At 31.6% G+C, this 17,637-nt stretch carries 18 protein-coding genes; 8 read left to right on the top strand and 10 right to left on the bottom strand.

Annotated features, from left to right (window positions below; genetic code table 11):
• The first annotated feature begins 70 nt into the window (after window positions 1-70).
• Window positions 71-2,365 (top strand): putative bifunctional diguanylate cyclase/phosphodiesterase, encoded by a 2,295-nt coding sequence (locus JHL18_RS16260; RefSeq protein ID WP_200271091.1) that lies wholly within the window; start codon window positions 71-73, stop codon window positions 2,363-2,365.
• Between the two features lie 110 nt (window positions 2,366-2,475).
• Here the strand turns inward: JHL18_RS16260 and JHL18_RS16255 are convergent, their stop codons facing one another.
• Complete coding sequence (locus tag JHL18_RS16255) at window positions 2,476-3,015, bottom strand: TetR/AcrR family transcriptional regulator (protein WP_200271089.1); 540 nt, start codon at window positions 3,013-3,015, stop codon at window positions 2,476-2,478.
• Between the two features lie 295 nt (window positions 3,016-3,310).
• Between JHL18_RS16255 and JHL18_RS16250 the strand changes: the two genes are divergently transcribed.
• Window positions 3,311-4,498 (top strand): iron-containing alcohol dehydrogenase, encoded by a 1,188-nt coding sequence (locus JHL18_RS16250; RefSeq protein ID WP_200271087.1) that lies wholly within the window; start codon window positions 3,311-3,313, stop codon window positions 4,496-4,498.
• 106 nt (window positions 4,499-4,604) lie between these two features.
• On the opposite strand, the gene JHL18_RS16245 is transcribed toward JHL18_RS16250, so the two are convergent.
• The 3 genes from JHL18_RS16245 to JHL18_RS16235 all read right to left on the bottom strand — a co-directional run bounded on the left by JHL18_RS16245 (window position 4,605) and on the right by JHL18_RS16235 (window position 7,178).
• Window positions 4,605-5,756, bottom strand: coding sequence for an SMI1/KNR4 family protein (locus JHL18_RS16245; protein ID WP_200271085.1), 1,152 nt, complete (start codon window positions 5,754-5,756; stop codon window positions 4,605-4,607).
• A 430-nt stretch (window positions 5,757-6,186) separates the two neighbouring features.
• The gene (locus JHL18_RS16240) at window positions 6,187-6,660 is read right to left on the bottom strand and encodes a GNAT family N-acetyltransferase (RefSeq protein ID WP_200271083.1); all 474 of its coding nucleotides are present in this window, start codon (window positions 6,658-6,660) and stop codon (window positions 6,187-6,189) included.
• Window positions 6,661-6,746: 86 nt separating this feature from the next.
• Window positions 6,747-7,178, bottom strand: a complete 432-nt coding sequence (locus tag JHL18_RS16235; RefSeq protein WP_200271081.1) for a DUF4362 domain-containing protein — start codon at window positions 7,176-7,178, stop codon at window positions 6,747-6,749.
• 373 nt (window positions 7,179-7,551) lie between these two features.
• On the opposite strand from JHL18_RS16235, the gene JHL18_RS26310 reads away from it, so the two are divergent.
• Window positions 7,552-7,683, top strand: a complete 132-nt coding sequence (locus tag JHL18_RS26310; RefSeq protein ID WP_274600972.1) for a PTS sugar transporter subunit IIB — start codon at window positions 7,552-7,554, stop codon at window positions 7,681-7,683.
• Window positions 7,684-7,903: 220 nt separating this feature from the next.
• Here JHL18_RS26310 and JHL18_RS16230 read toward each other — a convergent pair whose 3' ends face one another.
• Together JHL18_RS16230 and JHL18_RS16225 are read right to left on the bottom strand one after the other, a co-directional pair.
• The gene (locus JHL18_RS16230; protein ID WP_200271079.1) at window positions 7,904-8,398 is read right to left on the bottom strand and encodes a CBO0543 family protein; all 495 of its coding nucleotides are present in this window, start codon (window positions 8,396-8,398) and stop codon (window positions 7,904-7,906) included.
• 119 nt (window positions 8,399-8,517) lie between these two features.
• Window positions 8,518-9,273, bottom strand: coding sequence for a class I SAM-dependent methyltransferase (locus tag JHL18_RS16225; RefSeq protein ID WP_200271077.1), 756 nt, complete (start codon window positions 9,271-9,273; stop codon window positions 8,518-8,520).
• A 316-nt stretch (window positions 9,274-9,589) separates the two neighbouring features.
• On the opposite strand from JHL18_RS16225, the gene JHL18_RS16220 reads away from it, so the two are divergent.
• The gene (locus JHL18_RS16220) at window positions 9,590-9,973 is read left to right on the top strand and encodes a MerR family transcriptional regulator (RefSeq protein ID WP_200271075.1); all 384 of its coding nucleotides are present in this window, start codon (window positions 9,590-9,592) and stop codon (window positions 9,971-9,973) included.
• 408 nt (window positions 9,974-10,381) lie between these two features.
• On the opposite strand, the gene JHL18_RS16215 is transcribed toward JHL18_RS16220, so the two are convergent.
• From JHL18_RS16215 to JHL18_RS16205, 3 genes are all read right to left on the bottom strand, one after another.
• A complete protein-coding gene (locus tag JHL18_RS16215) occupies window positions 10,382-10,855 on the bottom strand; it encodes a GyrI-like domain-containing protein (protein ID WP_243277905.1) in 474 nt (157 codons plus the stop codon).
• A gap of 128 nt (window positions 10,856-10,983) precedes the next feature.
• The gene (locus JHL18_RS16210) at window positions 10,984-11,574 is read right to left on the bottom strand and encodes a GNAT family N-acetyltransferase (protein WP_200271073.1); all 591 of its coding nucleotides are present in this window, start codon (window positions 11,572-11,574) and stop codon (window positions 10,984-10,986) included.
• A 91-nt stretch (window positions 11,575-11,665) separates the two neighbouring features.
• Window positions 11,666-11,824, bottom strand: a complete 159-nt coding sequence (locus tag JHL18_RS16205) for a hypothetical protein (protein ID WP_200271070.1) — start codon at window positions 11,822-11,824, stop codon at window positions 11,666-11,668.
• A gap of 72 nt (window positions 11,825-11,896) precedes the next feature.
• On the opposite strand from JHL18_RS16205, the gene JHL18_RS16200 reads away from it, so the two are divergent.
• Window positions 11,897-12,058: a hypothetical protein gene (locus JHL18_RS16200; RefSeq protein WP_200271068.1), complete on the top strand. Its 162-nt coding sequence runs from the start codon at window positions 11,897-11,899 to the stop codon at window positions 12,056-12,058.
• Window positions 12,059-12,405: 347 nt separating this feature from the next.
• Here JHL18_RS16200 and JHL18_RS16195 read toward each other — a convergent pair whose 3' ends face one another.
• The gene (locus JHL18_RS16195) at window positions 12,406-12,660 is read right to left on the bottom strand and encodes a hypothetical protein (protein ID WP_200271066.1); all 255 of its coding nucleotides are present in this window, start codon (window positions 12,658-12,660) and stop codon (window positions 12,406-12,408) included.
• A 121-nt stretch (window positions 12,661-12,781) separates the two neighbouring features.
• Here JHL18_RS16195 and JHL18_RS16190 point away from each other — a divergent pair, with 121 nt between their 5' ends.
• Genes JHL18_RS16190 through JHL18_RS16180 form a run of 3 tightly spaced genes read left to right on the top strand, consistent with a single transcriptional unit; the run spans window position 12,782 to window position 17,507 of the window.
• Window positions 12,782-13,993, top strand: coding sequence for a ComEC/Rec2 family competence protein (locus JHL18_RS16190; RefSeq protein ID WP_200271064.1), 1,212 nt, complete (start codon window positions 12,782-12,784; stop codon window positions 13,991-13,993).
• 14 nt (window positions 13,994-14,007) lie between these two features.
• Window positions 14,008-17,049: a trypsin-like peptidase domain-containing protein gene (locus tag JHL18_RS16185; RefSeq protein WP_200271062.1), complete on the top strand. Its 3,042-nt coding sequence runs from the start codon at window positions 14,008-14,010 to the stop codon at window positions 17,047-17,049.
• Window positions 17,050-17,075: 26 nt separating this feature from the next.
• Complete coding sequence (locus JHL18_RS16180) at window positions 17,076-17,507, top strand: hypothetical protein (protein ID WP_200271060.1); 432 nt, start codon at window positions 17,076-17,078, stop codon at window positions 17,505-17,507.
• Window positions 17,508-17,637: the final 130 nt, after the last annotated feature.

Raw genomic sequence — 17,637 nt, 5'->3', positions numbered from 1 at the left:
ATATTTCTTTTAGGTTTTAACTTCCCCGAAGGTGGGTGATAATATTAGAAAAAGAATTTTTACGACTGTATTGATTTTAGTTTCTTTACTTTATTCATATGCAATAATTACAAATAATAATATAATTGGAGATTTGTTATCACCTGTACTTATGTTTGTTATTTCAGGGATTATCTTTTATGGCTTCGTAAAGAAACAACAAATAGCCATCTTTAAATGGTTTGGAGTTATGCTTACCTTAGCTGCGTTTTCCTGGCTTTTATGTGATATTTGGTGGGGAGTCCAGACATTGGTAATGCATGTAAACCCAGAGGAAAATTTCATTACTGTTTATGGATACTCTTTATCAAATCTTTTCTTGTTTTTGGCAATGATACTTGCATTACAAGAAGATTTTAAGAAAATGAGCAAAATAAAAGCTATGTTAGATACTCTAATTATCTCAACAAGTATCGCTGTGCTTCTTTGGCTTTTTGTATTTGAACAAAGTAGTGATAAAGTGGTATTACTTTTGAAAGATCCAATATCTATGGCGTCCATAATTAGTGACGTTATTATATATGGATGGATTAATGTTTGGTACTTTTCAATAAGGATAACAAAGCCGTCATTTTATCAAAGGATTTTAGTAACAGGTGCAATTACTTTTGTTATTACAGACTTTATTTATTATTACATTTATTTTTATTCAGATTATAAACCAAACTCATGGATTGATGGTTTATACATGCTTTCATTTAGTTTCATGGCAGTTTCTGCAATTTTAAAGACTAAATTAAAGAAAGAAAAGTCAGAGTTGATTTTACATCAAGCAAAAAAAAGATTTGGCTTCAAATTTAGTGTAGAACTATTTGCTTTAATTGTTCCAATTATAGTTCTTATTTTTAAAGAAAATGAAATTGAGTATTTTATACTGCTAGTGATGGCTCTTCTTATTTACTATATACTTATAAATTTCACTCAAAAAAGTATATTTCAGGAGAAGTTATTAGAATTAGAAAAAAAGAACGTGCTGGAGCTGGAGAAAAAGGTAAAGGAAAGAACGGAGGAAATAACAAAACTACACAATACTGATTACGTTACAGGGTTATATAATAGAAGGTATTTTGAAGATAGGTTATCAAGAAGTTTAAAAGGACTTCAGAAGGATGAACTAATTTCATTATTGTACATAGAACTGAACAAATCCAAATCCATCAAATATTTATATGGTAAAGATACTGCTGAAAAACTTTTGAAAAGTGTATCTAAAGCTCTATATGAGATAGTGATCAAAAATGGTGGCTTTCTTGCTGCCTATGGAGACGATACTTTTGCAGTAAAGATAAAAGGTTATGAGGCAGAGGCGGCGGCAGAAAAAATTGCAATGGAGATTATAGATCGATGCAATGAGCTGTTTTTTGTAGACAATCATGGAATAAAAGTTACTTTGAATATTGGGGTTTCCTGTTATCCACGGGACACCTTAGATGAAAATAGTTTGATAAAAAATGCAGATGCTGCTATGATGCAGGCTCGTGATAAAGGCTTTAATAGAGTTCAAAGTTATAGTGACAAGATTGGGAAGATTACTGACAATAGACATAAGATTGAGGTTAAGCTTAAAAAGGTAGTGTTTGATAAAGAGTTTCTTTTATACTATCAACCTCAGGTGTACTGTAAGGATGGCACCTTATCTGGCTTTGAAGCACTGATACGCTGGTATGAAGGTGGCACTAATTTTATTCCGCCTCTGGACTTTATACCTTTAGCAGAGGAGACCGGTATAATTGTTCCCTTAGGATATTGGATTATTGAGAATGCGGCCAAGCAGTATGCTTTATGGAAAGAGAAAACTGGACATGATTACAGAATTGCCGTAAATGTGTCGTCAAAACAGTTAGTAGAGGTGGATTTTGTTGAAAAACTAGAAGCTATATTGAAAAAATATGAGGTTAAGCCGGAATTATTTGAGGTAGAGATAACCGAGACTCAACAGATTGAAAATAGCATTAATATACAAGAAACTTTATGTGAACTAAAGAGACTTGGAGTTTCTATAGCTATTGATGATTTTGGTACAGGTTATTCTTCCTTATATTATATTAAGAATCTTCCAGCTGATCGAATAAAGATAGCAAAGGAACTAATCGACAATGTAGAAAGTGATTTTTATTCCAGGGCTATTATCCAAATGGTTATATCTGTTGCAAATATGAAAGGTAACAAGGTAATTGCTGAAGGAGTTGAAACCAAAGAGCAGTGGGAGTGTTTGCAAAAACTATACTGCGATGAAATTCAAGGTTATTACTTTGCAAAGCCTATGCCTGCAAGTGATATAGAAGAAAAGTGGATTAGTAAAGAAAATATAGTAGAGAAGGTATAAAATAAAGACCTCTAGTTAACATTAAAGTTTGTTAATTAGAGGTCTTTATTTATTTTTGAGATATAAAATCTTGTGTTTAAAAATGCTACTCACTGCGTAGTGTTTTTGTTTTAGTCAATTATACTGCAGATCAATTTTGCTAATTCCTCAGGAGAGTTACTTAGATTATTATCCATCCAGGTTGATTTTACATTATAAAAACCTCCAATTAGGAAAGCCTTTATTAAGCGAAATTCTTCATCTGTATATTGGGGCATGGAAGGTCTAAGTATGTCCAGTGTCTTAAGCATGATTTCATTGTAATGTTCAACTAGTAAGTGTTCACAACCGCTACTTCTAACTAAGTATAGTAAGTCTAAGTAACTTCTCCAAAAGGTAAAATAAGTTAAGGTTACCTGGTATATGGATTTATCTTCAAGGGAAAGCAGCTTTTCGGATATTTCATCGCATACTTTGTTGCTATATTCATGTATTATCTCATCTTTAGACTTATAATGGCGGTAAAAAGTCTGTCTTGACACATCAGCCTGAAGAGTAATTTGCTTTATGGTAATTTCATTATATTTATATTCTTTTAATAGCTCCATAAAAGCATTGATAATCCATTCTTTATATTTTAAAGCAGTTTTATTTTGATTTACATTTTCCAAAACTGTGACACTCCTCTCAATTTGTATCACTTGGGGGCAAACCCTTGAAAAGTGAAAGTTAAGTCATTATAATACAAAATAAAAAGTGTTACAAGTGTCGCAGAAATTAATGAACATTAAATAATGAAAATATATATAGTTTACGATTCTACAAAAGTATTTAACTATGGAAATATTAATTGTATTTTACTTGTGAAAGATAGACTGTAGGAGACACCTTGAGAGGGTCCTCGGTTTAGGTGCTTATAGTGTGAATAGGATTAAGAGAATAAAGGTTTATAGGAGGAGAGAGGAAATGAATAAAATATATTACAGAACTCGTCAAGCTTTACTTAGTGCTGTGCTTAAGGTAGCGCCATCTAAAGAACCAAAGCTTATAACTGGTGCTGGAACTATGATGAAGCTTCCAAAGCTTGTAAAGGAAAATGGAATTAAAAGAGTAGAGATTATTACCACAGCTGGTTTTATGAAGCGTGGCACTTTAAAGCCATTATTTGAGCTGCTAAAAAGTGAGAATATATCTTACGCTATCTATAGTGAAGTTAAGCCGGATCCAACCATTGAATGTATTGAAGAAGCTGTAAGTTTATATAAAAAAGAAGGCTGTGAAGGGATCATTGCAATAGGAGGCGGTTCTGTTATGGATTGCGCTAAGGTTGTTGGTGCAAGAATCGCGTGTCCAAACAAAACCGTGTCAGACATGACAGGTCTTATGAGAATCATGAAAAAGCTTCCAGTGCTTTTTGCAGTACCTACTACAGCAGGAACAGGCTCAGAAGTAACAGCAGGAGCGGTTATTACTGATGGAAAAACACATTACAAACATACAATCATGGATTTATCTATAGTTCCAGCATATGCAATACTTGATCCAGAGTTAACCTGTACACTTCCGAAGGATATCACAGCAGTAACTGGAATGGATGCCTTAACACATGCAGTAGAAGCTTATATCAACCGCTTTGCTCCTAAAAATGCCAGTGAAAATGCTCTTAAGGCAGTAAAGCTAATACATGAAAACTTAATTCCTGCATATGAAGATGGACAGAATATTAAAGCTCGCGAAAATCTATTAATTGGTTCTTACTACGCAGGAATAGCTATAACAAATGCTTATGTTGGCTATGTTCATGCCATTGCTCATGGAATTGGAGGACTTTACGGTGTACCTCACGGAAAAGCAAATGCGGTCATCTTACCAAGAGTATTAGAAGGTTATGGAGAAGCAGCGTATGAAAAACTTGCAGATCTTGCAGATATAATAGGACTTAAAGGAAATACAAAAGAAGAGAAAGCAAAGGCCTTTATAAAAGAAATAGAAGAGATGAATAGTAAAATGGGTCTTCCAGAAAAACTAGAGGTTGTTAAAGAAAAGGATATCCCTGAACTTATAAAGAGAGCAATCTATGAAGCCAATCCACTATATCCTGTACCAACTATTTGGGGGGAAGAGGAGTTTTATAAGGTTATAAGAGAGATATAGATATATATTTTAGGGGAACTCATAGAAAAGTTCCCCTAATGCACATTTTAAGGAAATTATACAGCTTTGATTATAATTTATATACTACAACTAATTGCTTAGACACTTAAATTAAACCAGTGAGTACATCTTTATAGGGATAATCTTTAATATTTTCTGATGACCACTTATTTGCAATTTGAATAATATGTTCTTCATTTATCTGTGTATGTTTACCATCAAATGCTTCATTAAAATCAGAAGGAAATTTCATCTTTAATTGTTTTTCTATTTGTGTTATTTTTCCCATATTAATTATCTTTTCTTCATTATAGAAATAAAATCTTTTTACTTCTCCTTTGCTAATTTTAGCAAAGCAGTGTGTTTCTGAATTTCTTTCAGTAAGATAAAAACATAATTCTTTGCACAACTTTCCTAATTCTAACAACTTATCCGGGTTATCTGCTAATTTATACAAGCCATTTCCGATTACATAAATTTTATTATCATATTTACTGGTTATAAAAACTGGATGATTATTAAAGTTAGAAACGTTATTAACAAACTCAATCCCTTCATCCCAAGTCATTTTTTTCTTCCTTGATAATCCTAATACTTCTGCTAGCTTTTCCTTTGTTGTACCTTTTGCAACAAACCAGCAGCTTTTATAACCTGTCCCATTTATAAGCTTAATAGCACTTCTTTCTTCTTCTGACTCACTAAACCTTTTTAACTCACAAGCTATTCCGTATGTAATATACTTTTTTACAAATTCTTTAAAATCAGTTGCATATTCATTAAACATCATATTCTGTTCATTAAAAACTACTACAGGACACTCACCATTACACATTCTGCTTGTATCTAAGCAAAAAATAAGTCCATCACAAATCTGTCCTATAGCTATACAAATAATTTCCTTGCTCCAACTGAAACTTTCTCTATAACGTAAAGTTGCATCAACCATTCTGGATTCAATCTTACCTTTAGTATATATATTTTGACTCACGTAAACCCCATAAATCCAGATACATCCCCATCCGCCATCACCATAGGTTTTTAAATATTCTATATAACTTCTTGGTAATTCAGCAATTTCAAGTTCTTTAATTATGCCATCAATTATATCATCTGCAATAGGCCTATCTATGTTGCCTTGTTCATCAGCCATATATGAGTATTCACACATATTTTCTTTTGTAATGTCTAATTTTTTTAATAGTTCTATTTGTTCTTCATTTAGTTCATAAAAGTATTTATTATAAAAGTCTGCCTTCATTCATATACACTCCTAGTTTTGCTAATTATATTATTGCCAATATAATTATTTAGTCGTTTTTTATTATCATATAATATCATGTAAGAATTATAGCATACAGAGATATGAATTAATACCATATAATAACATATGGAAATGAGCAATTAAAAGCCTAATACTGTACTATGTATAATTTTATTACTAATAGTTCCTTCGTGAGATTCTTGTATTACGCCGTAAAAATACTGCAAAACTCGATTATGAATAATGCAGTGTTTTAAGTAATTATTCGTTTTTATTTATGTGATGTTAAATAAGAATATTGTGTATTAAGTTTACTATAGTTTATGCTTATTAGGTGCTAATATGAGAAATCGTTATTGACGCGATTAATTGATTTACCATGCTTGTGAAGTAAGCAAGTTTTGTTGCCATTTTCATCTGTGATATCTCATATTTCATTTAGGGTGTATGACATTGGTGTTTTCCAAGGAGTATTAATGTTTTTTTCTGTTTCAATAATTGTAAATCCAAAATGTTTGTAAAACAACAAACCATTTGGCGAAGAATTTAACACAATTTTATCAAAACCTTTCATCTTTAGCTCACAAGCAATTCTGCTCATCAACTCGGTTGCAACACCTTGACGTTGATAGTCACCGTCAACAAACATTAAAGAGATTCGATTGTTTCCGTATGTTTCGATGATACCAATGACTTTTTTGTCATCCAAAGCAACAAACATCAAACGGTTACCTGGAAGATAAATATCAAGATTTGCAAATCTTTCTTCAATAGCTGAGCGCATACGTTCTGTGTGCTCTGGCCCATAGTTTAGCGAGTCATATTCCATAAATACACTTAGTGCAAGGTCAAGAGCAGGGCGGATATCCTCAGCTGTTGCTTGCCTTATTTGATAGTTCATTTTACTGCCTCCTATTTCTTAATTTGATAATGTTAGGGATGTTAGTGCTAAATAACTTACCATATTTCTTATAATAAGATTGTAAATCATTCTTGAAAAATCCATTGGTTCTTATACTTTCCAGTTTCATCAACAAGAGAATAATCATTAATGTCATTTTTTATAATTTTTGTGTACTCTCCATATCTTTTAGATAATTCTCTACCATATAAATCTCTTGTGTTGTCTGTAGTACATTTTATAATCTTACCATCAAAATCTAAATCAAATATGGTTGGATTGCCTTCTTTTGAGTAAGCTGTAATACGGATTTTATCAGTTTGTTTGTTTTGTACATTTTTTATAAACGAATGAAATTTTTCTATGTTAGCTTTACCGCCTGCACCCATAACCACATCGCCATTCCCTACAGCAGTATCATAAGAATATGATTTAGGATGGATTATAAGCCAATAAATTCCAACTACAATTAAAGTCAAAACCAAGAAAGCAACAAAGATTTTAAATAGTTTTATCATAATTTTCCCTCTCTTAATTCGCTATAATTTACCATCATGTCTTAATTATACCGTATTATACCAATTGATTCTAGGAAAACCGTAGACTGAGGAGTGTTTCAAAATAATTGTTTCACTGCATTATTCAGTTTTCAAAGAGCATTGTTCGTATCTTAAATTTCACAAGTTACATCGCATTTTTTTCATGTTACGAATTAACTGTTAAATCTAAACTTTTTCTTTGCTATGTATAGCAGCATTAAAGATATTTAAAGTTATTCAGTCTTTCGGGCTAAGGCGCAGAAAACCATTTATTTCACATATGTGCAATTTAATATTCCAATACATTAGCAATAGTGTAAAATTTAAAATGAAACTAGAAGAGGTATCAATTATGGTGAAAATAGGATTGTTTTGCGCAACCGGAACTTCAACAAGTGTATTAGTGAGTAAAATAATAAAATCCGCAGAGGAAAAGGTTTTAGAATTTGCTTTAGAACAGGTGATATATAATAGGGCGGTATAATTATAATATGAAATAAGGGTTATATATAATTATAAAACATTAAAAAGATTGACAATTTACATTATATTAAGGACAAGTATACCTATATTAGGAGGTATAGTTTATGACAATTACAGAAGTAAGTGAAAGATTTTTATTATAATTTATAATGTTCTTGTATTAATACGCAAAAAACACCATATAAATTCGCTCTAAATAATATGGTGTCATAAATAATTATTTATAAAAATATATACATAGCTATTATTGCGAATATAGATGCTACTAGCATTGCCCATAATGGCTTGTAATTGTGTAATAGTAAAATATTAAACATAAACACATCAAATCCAACTGACCAATAAAAGTTCCATCCATTGTAGTAAGATATGAGCCTAAATCTGCATAAGAACACCTCTAATACTACATATATCAAAAACCAAAAGAAAACATAACAACCTTTTTTTACTGCATTTTTTTGTTTTTCATAAAAACTTAGCAACAATAATGTTGTACATGGATAAATTAAACATATCCATACTAAATTAACTTGTTTTTCACTTAGCCAAGTTGAATTATGTATCCATAATGGTTTTTCATCAAATAAAAATTGATACATTAAATCACCCAGTGCGAAAAATAGTATAGTACTATAATAACGACTCCAATTTTTCCACACCTCTGTTTTCCACACTGCAATTATAAGGATAAATGTAAATATAGTATGAATAGGCAAAATGTATATCTCCTTTGCAATAGCATATATTTACTATTGTTACCTAAGAAATAAATAATACTCTTTCACATATAAAATGTATTCTCTGCTATTTATTTTCGTATCAAAGGTATTTAAAATTATTCAGTCTTTCGTGCCCATGCACAAAAAACCATTTCTTTCACATATGTGCAATTTGATTTCTCACGTTCTTCTGTGAGTCTATCTTCAAGTGTGTCTATGTCAATTTCCTCTGCTGTAGCAACACCTTTCTCTATAATGCGATGTAGCATAGCCCGAACAATAGGAGCTATTGGATATGGTGAGTCAGGAGTCTGTAGTATTCCTTCTGCCCTAACTTTATCAACCACAAGCCTTTCTTGTGAAAGTAAATTCCAAAGATCAAAACCTATACGGATATTGCCTCCTTCCAGTTCTACAGTATCCCATATCCATTTAGTGACCTGACTATGAAGCGGCATAGGTACGATGCTACCAGGTGACATTGTTGAATCATGTTCCTGAAAAACCATGATTCCTCCAACCTTTAATAATTTAGAAAGGGAAGTTATAACTTTCTTTGGTTCTGGCAAATACATAAGTACACGCCTACCTATGATAGCATCAAACTTATCCTCTATAATTGTAAGATCACTTAAATTATTCTTTATGAAAGTTACGTTTGTAATGTTATTCTCCTGTACCCGCGCGCGAGCATAGGATAGAGAAGTTTCATCAAAATCTAAGCCTAAAACAGTTCCTTCCGTTCCAACCATATCTGCCAGTAGAAGACATACATCACCTCTACCACAACCAACATCAAGCACCCTCAATCCTTTTTTTATACCTGCATCAATAAGAAGTTTCTTCGTTATTTCTTCAGCAACATTGCCCATAAAGTTTTTACCTCCTAGTCAAAATATATTATTTATTTAGGATTATTTATCCGGCTGATCATATAAAGTATTTCAATCCTTAGACTAAAAATATAGCTTTCGATGATTTTACAAATCTTATTTTTATAAGGTTCAATACGAAGTAGTGTATACATAAGTATGCCCATATAACTACATAAATTTATAATGAAGTGCAATATTTTTCTTGACCTGAAGTTAACTCCAAGTAGTATTATTGTCTTAAAAGTAGAATATATAGATTTCACAAATTACCTTATATTAAGTACAGGTATATCTATATTAGGAGGTATAATTTATGACAATTGCAGAAGTAAGTGAAAGATTTGATATATCGCAAGATACTCTTAGGTATTATGAGCGTATCGGTTTGCTTCCTAGAGTTAACCGTAATAAAAGTAAGATTAGAGATTATACAGAAGAGGATTGTAAGTGGGTTGATTTCATAAAATGCATGAGACAAAGTGCAGGACTTCCTATTGAAGCACTAATTGAATATGTAACGCTTTTTCAAGAGGGAGACGAAACTGCTGTAGCAAGAAAAGAACTTCTAATCGAGCAGCGTAATGTACTTGCTAAAAAGTATGAAGAAATGGGAAAGACCTTAGAACGTCTTAACAATAAGATTGATAGATATGAACAAACTATAGCAAAAAAAGAAAAGGGACTTAAAAAATCATAGAATTAAAGATGAACTACTTCAATACGAAATCTATTTTCAAAACTCCTCTGGGTTCTGAGAGGAGAACTTGAAAATATAAATTCTAATATGAAGTGGTTCATCTATAGATAAAAAGTGATGGTAGGGAATATTTTTACCCATTACTTTTTTATATTGTTATTATTCAATATATTGATGGGGTAGTAGGATGCTTTTTAGGAAAAGTAGAAAAAAATATTAGTCAACCACGGAAGGCTGACTATTTTATTATAATTTATAATATTTTTGAAATGCGATGCAAAAACACCCCAAAATTCATTTTTGAATAATGCGGTGTTTAAGATTATTATTCGTTTTTTTAGTTGTGTTAACATATATAAATGTTATGCATCAAACTTGGTACCAAAAGTGCTTATTAGGCATAGAACTTTATTTTTTAATAACTGGTATCCAAATTTCGCTTTTGTAGTCAGTTGCACTCATATCACCTTCCGAGTACCACTCAACTTCTGGTGCTTCTGCATGCTCATAACCGGATGTAGGAAACCATTCAGAAAAAATCAGTCCCCACACTTCTGCCATAGCTGTAGGCATAGGACCGGTTATTTCAAATACTGCCCATGTAAGAGAGGGTATTTCAAGCTTACAAAATGTTTCGGGACAGTTTTTTTTCGTTATGGTAGCAATATAATAGTCAGTTGTATTATCATCATACATTCCACTGTATACGCCTAATAAACCATATGATTCAGTGTCTCCCAGTGCAGTGATTTGCTCAAATGTCTCTGATGGTGTCTCACTCCACATTCTTCCTATATTTTCCCCTAAACCTTCAATATGTGAAAACCTTTCCTTTACCCCTACAACGGTAAACGGATTTTTCTGTTCAATTCTGTAGTTCATTTCAACCACTCCTTTTAATTATAATGAGAACGTTATACGGAGATACGCCTTTAGAGATACTCCATTTCCAGAAAGTATCCTATAAATTGGAGTTTATTTACTTTATATTCTGCTTATTTTGAACAGTGCTACTTTAACTGCTTCCTCATGACAAGGCCTTGTTCAGTCTCTAAAAACAAATGAAATTCATTTTTTTTATACATATCAAAATGACCGCCAAAATCTGATGATTGATAACTAGATTCTTTGTATGGATATGCCTCCACAAAGTCAAAATCATCCTGAACTGCATCTTTGCACACATGTTCTAATAGCAGCGTGGCAATGCCTTTTCTTTTCATCTCAGGTGCGATAACGAAACAAAATATGGATTTCACCTTGATACCTGTGTTAGATTCCTCCAAAGGTACATAATCCATAAATCTTCGCCAACTAGCACATTTCAAACAATCTGATTTCGTATTGGCGTTGCACCATCCAACGACCTTATCACAACTATAAGCAAGATAACCTTGAATATTATTCTCCCTAACATATTGTAAGGCGTATTTTCTTCTTTTCTCTGCTGTTGAAAAATCCTTGCCATCAAAATCATCGTTACACCAACACACACAATAGCATTTATGCTCATCCACATTGTCATCATGTGGCGTAGTGTCAAAAAAACGTACGTAATCTTCTGCAAGCTCTGGTACCAACTTGCGTATCTCAATATCCATTCATTTACCTCCGCTAATATACAACTCAAATTTCTTTGCATTTATGACCTATAAAAATTGTAATAACAAATAATATTGTTGAAATTGTAATCTATAAGTTATTGTTATTCTTTTCATTTATGTAAATATCAAAAGCTTTAATACCTCTATTAGCTAGCCTTACAAACAATACGAATCCATAGATACCAAAACCTAGTAGGACTAAAAGAATTATTAGATTAATAAAAGTTACAGCAGCAGCTATTCCCATAAAGCACCTCCTTATATTTTTTTGCTAAAACTTACAGATATCCAATACTTTACATTCTTAATTATACATAATATGTGGATTATAATTCCAGTAGTTATGAAACAAAATAAGTTTTATTACGAAGCGTTCATCTTTAGAGGGTTCAAACTTCAACTATTCAGCATTGCCCAAAGGAAGCAATCAATTATAAAGATAAGACACAAAGCAGAAGAAGGTATACCAAACCTAAAGTAGGAGCTAAAAAGCTTATGGGGTATTATAAATAGGTTGAGGTTAAAAATGACTTTTATTGATTTTGGATTTAGTAGGTTTAATAAATCTAATCATTGATATGTTGGATGACGAAACTATTTCATTGAAAACAGGGTTGTCTATAGAAGAGGTTAAGAGACTTAGAAAGTGATAAATAAAAATTGTTCATATACCATATTTTTGAAATTCACATTTGCAAAAGTAGATGCGTTAAAAAGGCTTACTGAAGAAGGCCGCTTCAGTGAGCCTTTTTACTATTTATTATAAGAAATATGGTTATAAACCTAGAAAAATAGCTGTGCATAAAATCCCTTTAATTTGACCTTCATTTATAATTTTCTGAAACAGTGGCTGCATATACCTGCTGTTTCAGTAAACATTTTATTATTTGAAGTATATAGCTGCTTCATTATATCAATACCTACAAGGTCATTGTACTTTGCATAATAGTCAAAGTATTCTAGTATCTGATCAGGAGCAGTAGAACTAGTTAAGTTATGCTGGACTTCTTTTTCAAAATGACCATCAGCTCTTTTAAAGATTTCAATAAGTATAGCATATTTAAAATCATAAGGTTGAATCAAGGTAAGATACTTGAAAATTATGAAGGAAATTATATTTTAATGTAGAAAATAATTAATAAGATATATATTTTGACTATGTAAATTAAATGAACTTATTATTTTTCAAAACTGGAGGAGTAGTATGACAGAAGATATAAGGATTAACATGTTCCAAGCTGGACAAGGAGATGCGTTTATAATCAGCTGTGGAATTGGGGAACAAAAGAAAAATATTATGATTGACGGAGGAACAGGAGATACTTTTGCCAGTAGTTTACAAGGATTCCTTAAGGAACTTGATGAACAAGGTGAAAAGATTGACTTGCTTATAGTAACTCACATCGACAACGATCACATTGGCGGTGTGATTGAAATGCTTAAACATAATAAAGAATTGGGAAAAACGAAAATTATTTGTATAGAAGAAGTATGGCATAATGCCTATCTCCAGTTACAACTTGATAAGCAGGATCAAATTTCTGAACATCAGCGTAGAGTAGTACAAGAAATTAAAGATAGAGGGGATGGCAGTGGAGAGTCTGAAAAAAGCGAAATAAGTACTAGACAAGGTAGTTTTTTAGGCTCATTGTTATACGAAGATGACTATAATTGGAATGGTTACACAGATGGAATTGCTATAAGTGTAGAAAATGTGCCAGTATATGCTTTTTCAGATGACTTAAAACTTTATATATTATCACCAACAAATAAATGTTTAGAGGAGCTTGGAAGGTTTTGGCTGAATGAGCTTAATAAAAGAAATTATATAGGAAAGACATCTAATGGCAAGTTATTTGATGATGCTTATGAAATGTTGCTTCGCCGTATAGAAGAAGAGGAGAAGAAGAAACAGAAGGAGATTAAGTCAAAAATCAGTTCTACAAGAATGAGTTGGGACAGTTATCTTAATGAGGTGTTTAAAGAAGATGGAAAACCAACAAATAAAAGTTCCATAGCGTTTGTACTTGAATTTAAAGAAAAGAAGCTATTATATCTAGGAGATGCAGCACCTTCAGTTGTTGAGGAAAAGCTACGAGAAATTTATAAATCTGAGAAGATACCATATAAGTTTGATATTGTTAAAGTATCTCATCATGGCAGTAGTGGTAATATGAGCCCTGAATTGCTGAAGTTGATTGATTCAGATAAATATCTTTTTTCAACCAATGGAAAATATGGACATCCAGATTTAAGTACTTTGGTGAAAATTGCTGAAAATTATCCAAAGAAAGAAGTCGTGAAGGAACTTATATTCAATTATGAAAATGACTCACTGAAATGGATGAACTCAAATATCGAAAAGATAAAGTCGCTTAACTATATTGCTAAAGTATCAAACTATGAAGAAGTTTAGGAGGTGAAGATAAAATGAATAAAACTCCTATTAAGAATTTTGCAGCTAAAGTATTTGTAAATGAAGAACAAAACGGCTCAGCTTTTTTAATAAGTAAAGATACTGCGTTAACAGCGAGACATGTAGTCAATATTGATGGTGTTAAAGAGATAAGCTTCCCAAATTTAGACATAATAAAACCTATAAAAATTAATGAAGTAATACCTAGTGAAGTAGAAAATCTAGACGTTGCAATACTTAAGTTCGATCCAATTGAACAAGATGATATCGATTTTCCTAAAATTTATGCTTTGTTACCAAATATAAATGAACAATATCAAAGTTATGGATTTCCACAATCCAGAGCTGATGGCTGTCTGTTCGGTGGTAAAATAATAGATACTCGTAAAAATTATACTCAGGTTAATTTGGATTTGTCGGTTAATAGAAACATTTGCTACAAAGGAGCATCAGGATCACCATTATTCATAGATGAAGGGGTATATGGTTTGATTATTGAGCAGGATACTGGAAATGAATTAGGATCAATTTCATTTTCCGAGTGTATAGAATTTTTAAATGAAAAAAATATATCATATGAGCAATTAGAACCTCTATTTAAGTGGGAGGAACAGATATTAGATAAAATGATTTCCTTGGGAAAGATAGGGTTTGATGATAATGAGAATTTGCCTTATATTGAAACAAAGGCAACCAGATGCGTACTCAAAGAACTGTATACAGAAAGTAAAAAGTACGATTATGGTAAGTATGACCTTAAAGATATTGCAGATGAATTTTTTGCCCAAGAGCATGAAAATAACTACAATAAGATACTTTATGTGGTTGCTGATTTTGGGAAAGGGAAATCTGTATTTTTAAAGCACGAAGCAGCGAAGCATGCTTCTAAGTACATAGAAACTAGATCAGGATATTTTCCTATCTATTTCAATTTGAGAGAATATAAGAGTTATGGAGATAATACTGCTAGCACTGGGTGTATTGGCGAGTTTCTTAGGAGAGAATACAACATTAATATTGATAATACAGTAGAGGAACATCCAATTCGTAAAAAACATATATTGTTGCTCGTTGACTCACTTGATGAATGTGGGTCGATAGAAGAGCGTGACTTAATGAATGTAATGGCATCAGTAAAAAGATTTATCAGGTATTTTTCCGATATAAAAGCCATTGTAACTACAAGACCAATTCCAAACGTTATAGATAAATTAATAAAAGAGAATGAGTCATATAAAAATACCTGGGAGTTTGCCTCAGTATACGGATTTACACCACAACAGTTTGAACAATATATGTTTGCTTTAAGAGATAAGCTTACAAAGAGCTCGGCGTACAGCTATAATCAAGATTTGATTGATGCTATTAAAAGTGATGAAAATATATATAAAAAGTTTTCAGAAATCTTAAACGAAGATGAACTGAAAAGACCTATTATGGCCTATATGTTGTTTAAGTTATTAGAACAAGATTATCAAATACAAAAGGACAGTAAACTAGAAGTATTTCTATCATTTATCAACATGTTAACAAAAGATGCTAAACATATTAATGATAGAGATAAACTTAATTCTACACAGGAGTATATACAACATCTTTCTTATCGTAATCTCTTATATGTAACTGCAGTGATGTGGATGCAAGATCGACATAAGAACGGAGCTGGATTTTTGAAGTTGGATGATCTTAAAAGAGTTGTAGGAGATGAATCCACGCTTATTCAATTCATGTCCCATTCATATTTGAGAAACGACAATGACATGTATTATTTCAATCACCAATCTTTTGCAGAAATTATTCTAGCAGAATACTATGTCAGAGTATTTATATGGGCTTGCATGGAAGGAAAGTCAGTTTGTGATACAATGGCTCTGTTGAATATTGGCAATCCAACACCACAGACTATGATGTTTTGCAATGGTCTTATGAAGTTATTTATTGGTTCAACAGACAAATTGGATAATTATAATGAAACAGAATTGAAGAGAATAAGAAAATCGATTTTTCCACCAATTGCTTCATTAGGTGTGGAAAAATTTAATGGCAGATTATCAGATGACAAAGCTACTTCATCTAAACTATATATGTATTCAGAAAAAATTGATAAGTTATTTAAAGTAAATGAACTCAATGGATACATAGATATTCCAGATGAAATTCTTAATAATTGGCCAATTTCAGTGGGAGATTTTGAAAAGATAATAGATATGTGCATTGAGATAATCAATTATGATGAAAATATCTTATTCTTTAAACCTGAATTAGTGGAAACCCTATTTGGAAGTGTATACAAAATAGGTAGAAGAACACAGGAATTCAACATTGATATCAGTCGATGGATTGCTGTATTAGTATTAGGTGTCATAAGTACCTGTAATAAGAAGGTTGATTACCGTTTTCAGGATATTAAACCGGAGCGTTTTATTGAGATGATGAAATTGAGCCAGTTAGAATCGAAATTTGCATGTCCCGATTGGATTTATGTACTGCCAGAGCTTCGATTTAATTTAAATATTGATTATGATTTAGGCAGTTTAAAATTCTTTAATAAACAAATAAAAAATTGGTATTTGGGTGGGAGTAATCTGAGTTCTAGCGAATTCACTAATGTAAAGATTGAGAAATTATGTTTGTATAAAATGGCGTTTTTGGGAGCTAGATTTGAGGAAATCACGGGCAAAAATATTGAGTTAAGAGCTGCTAATGGAAAGGGATCAGTCTTTAGAGGATGTTATATTGATAACTTTGTTATTGAAAGTTGTTCAATGGAGGGGGCTGTTATTCATGAATCACAAATTATTAATTGTTCTTTTGAAAATGTGGATTTCCGAGGAGCAGAACTTACAGCAATTTGGCTAATAGATGTAAAGAAATTTGATAAAGTGATACTGCAAGGATGTAAAATTTCAATTTGGACAGACCAAAAGAGTTATAATATATTAAAAAAAGGAATAGACAGTCATAAATGGAGATATATAAGGGTGTTAAGTGACGCTGAAGTTGATGAGGTAAGACAGAGAATATATGAAAATACTGCAAACTTTAAAGGTATTTAATAAGGGCAAAGAAGGTAGGTATATAATTGGTTAATAAAAAGAATATATTTCTAATATTACTTATATCCATAGTTTTTGGAATCTTCAACTTTAAGATATATATGATAGGAAATAAACCTAACTTAACTCAAGGATTTATATCCATATTTTTTATTGTTTTGTGGTTACTGTATGGCTTTGTTATGGGATACAAAGATTCAAAACTTTTCTTTAGGGATATTACAGTCTATTGGGTAACTGGTTTTGTATTAAGTTTAATTACCTTGGCTTTTAACTGGTTTATATTATCAGTTCCATTGTCCTGTATATTCTTAACACCACTATATGGTCTACGCTACTTTTTTAAAGAACCACTAACCAGCAACTTTTTCTATATAGTTATTATCGTCACATATCTAGCTGGGGTATTCGGATACTTTTTAGGAAGTATTGTGAAAGATAACAAAAGCATTCAATAAAAATAGAGGGCACTGAAAAAGTCCCTTTTAGCAAATTAGACCTAGAAAATTGTCAGGAGACAATTTTCTAGGTCTTTTATGTTATACTTAAATTATTAAATTTATGTGGGTGATTCAAATGATTAAAAAG

Origin of the sequence: Clostridium yunnanense, assembly GCF_016595795.1 — a bacterium.
Lineage (GTDB): Bacteria > Bacillota > Clostridia > Clostridiales > Clostridiaceae > Clostridium_AR > Clostridium_AR yunnanense.
Note: the sequence above shows the minus strand (reverse complement) of the source record. Positions and strands in the feature narration are given on the sequence as shown.

Excerpts from the sequence above, each read along its gene's own strand:
- JHL18_RS16250 (WP_200271087.1), top strand. The coding sequence starts at position 3,311 with ATGAATAAAATATATTACAGAACTCGTCAAGCTTTACTTAGTGCTGTG.
- JHL18_RS16245 (WP_200271085.1), bottom strand. The coding sequence starts at position 5,756 with ATGAAGGCAGACTTTTATAATAAATACTTTTATGAACTAAATGAAGAA.
- JHL18_RS16240 (WP_200271083.1), bottom strand. The coding sequence starts at position 6,660 with ATGAACTATCAAATAAGGCAAGCAACAGCTGAGGATATCCGCCCTGCT.
- JHL18_RS16235 (WP_200271081.1), bottom strand. The coding sequence starts at position 7,178 with ATGATAAAACTATTTAAAATCTTTGTTGCTTTCTTGGTTTTGACTTTA.
- JHL18_RS26310 (WP_274600972.1), top strand. The coding sequence starts at position 7,552 with ATGGTGAAAATAGGATTGTTTTGCGCAACCGGAACTTCAACAAGTGTA.
- JHL18_RS16225 (WP_200271077.1), bottom strand. The coding sequence starts at position 9,273 with ATGGGCAATGTTGCTGAAGAAATAACGAAGAAACTTCTTATTGATGCA.
- JHL18_RS16220 (WP_200271075.1), top strand. The coding sequence starts at position 9,590 with ATGACAATTGCAGAAGTAAGTGAAAGATTTGATATATCGCAAGATACT.
- JHL18_RS16215 (WP_243277905.1), bottom strand. The coding sequence starts at position 10,855 with ATGAACTACAGAATTGAACAGAAAAATCCGTTTACCGTTGTAGGGGTA.
- JHL18_RS16210 (WP_200271073.1), bottom strand. The coding sequence starts at position 11,574 with ATGGATATTGAGATACGCAAGTTGGTACCAGAGCTTGCAGAAGATTAC.
- JHL18_RS16205 (WP_200271070.1), bottom strand. The coding sequence starts at position 11,824 with ATGGGAATAGCTGCTGCTGTAACTTTTATTAATCTAATAATTCTTTTA.
- JHL18_RS16200 (WP_200271068.1), top strand. The coding sequence starts at position 11,897 with ATGTGGATTATAATTCCAGTAGTTATGAAACAAAATAAGTTTTATTAC.
- JHL18_RS16190 (WP_200271064.1), top strand. The coding sequence starts at position 12,782 with ATGACAGAAGATATAAGGATTAACATGTTCCAAGCTGGACAAGGAGAT.
- JHL18_RS16185 (WP_200271062.1), top strand. The coding sequence starts at position 14,008 with ATGAATAAAACTCCTATTAAGAATTTTGCAGCTAAAGTATTTGTAAAT.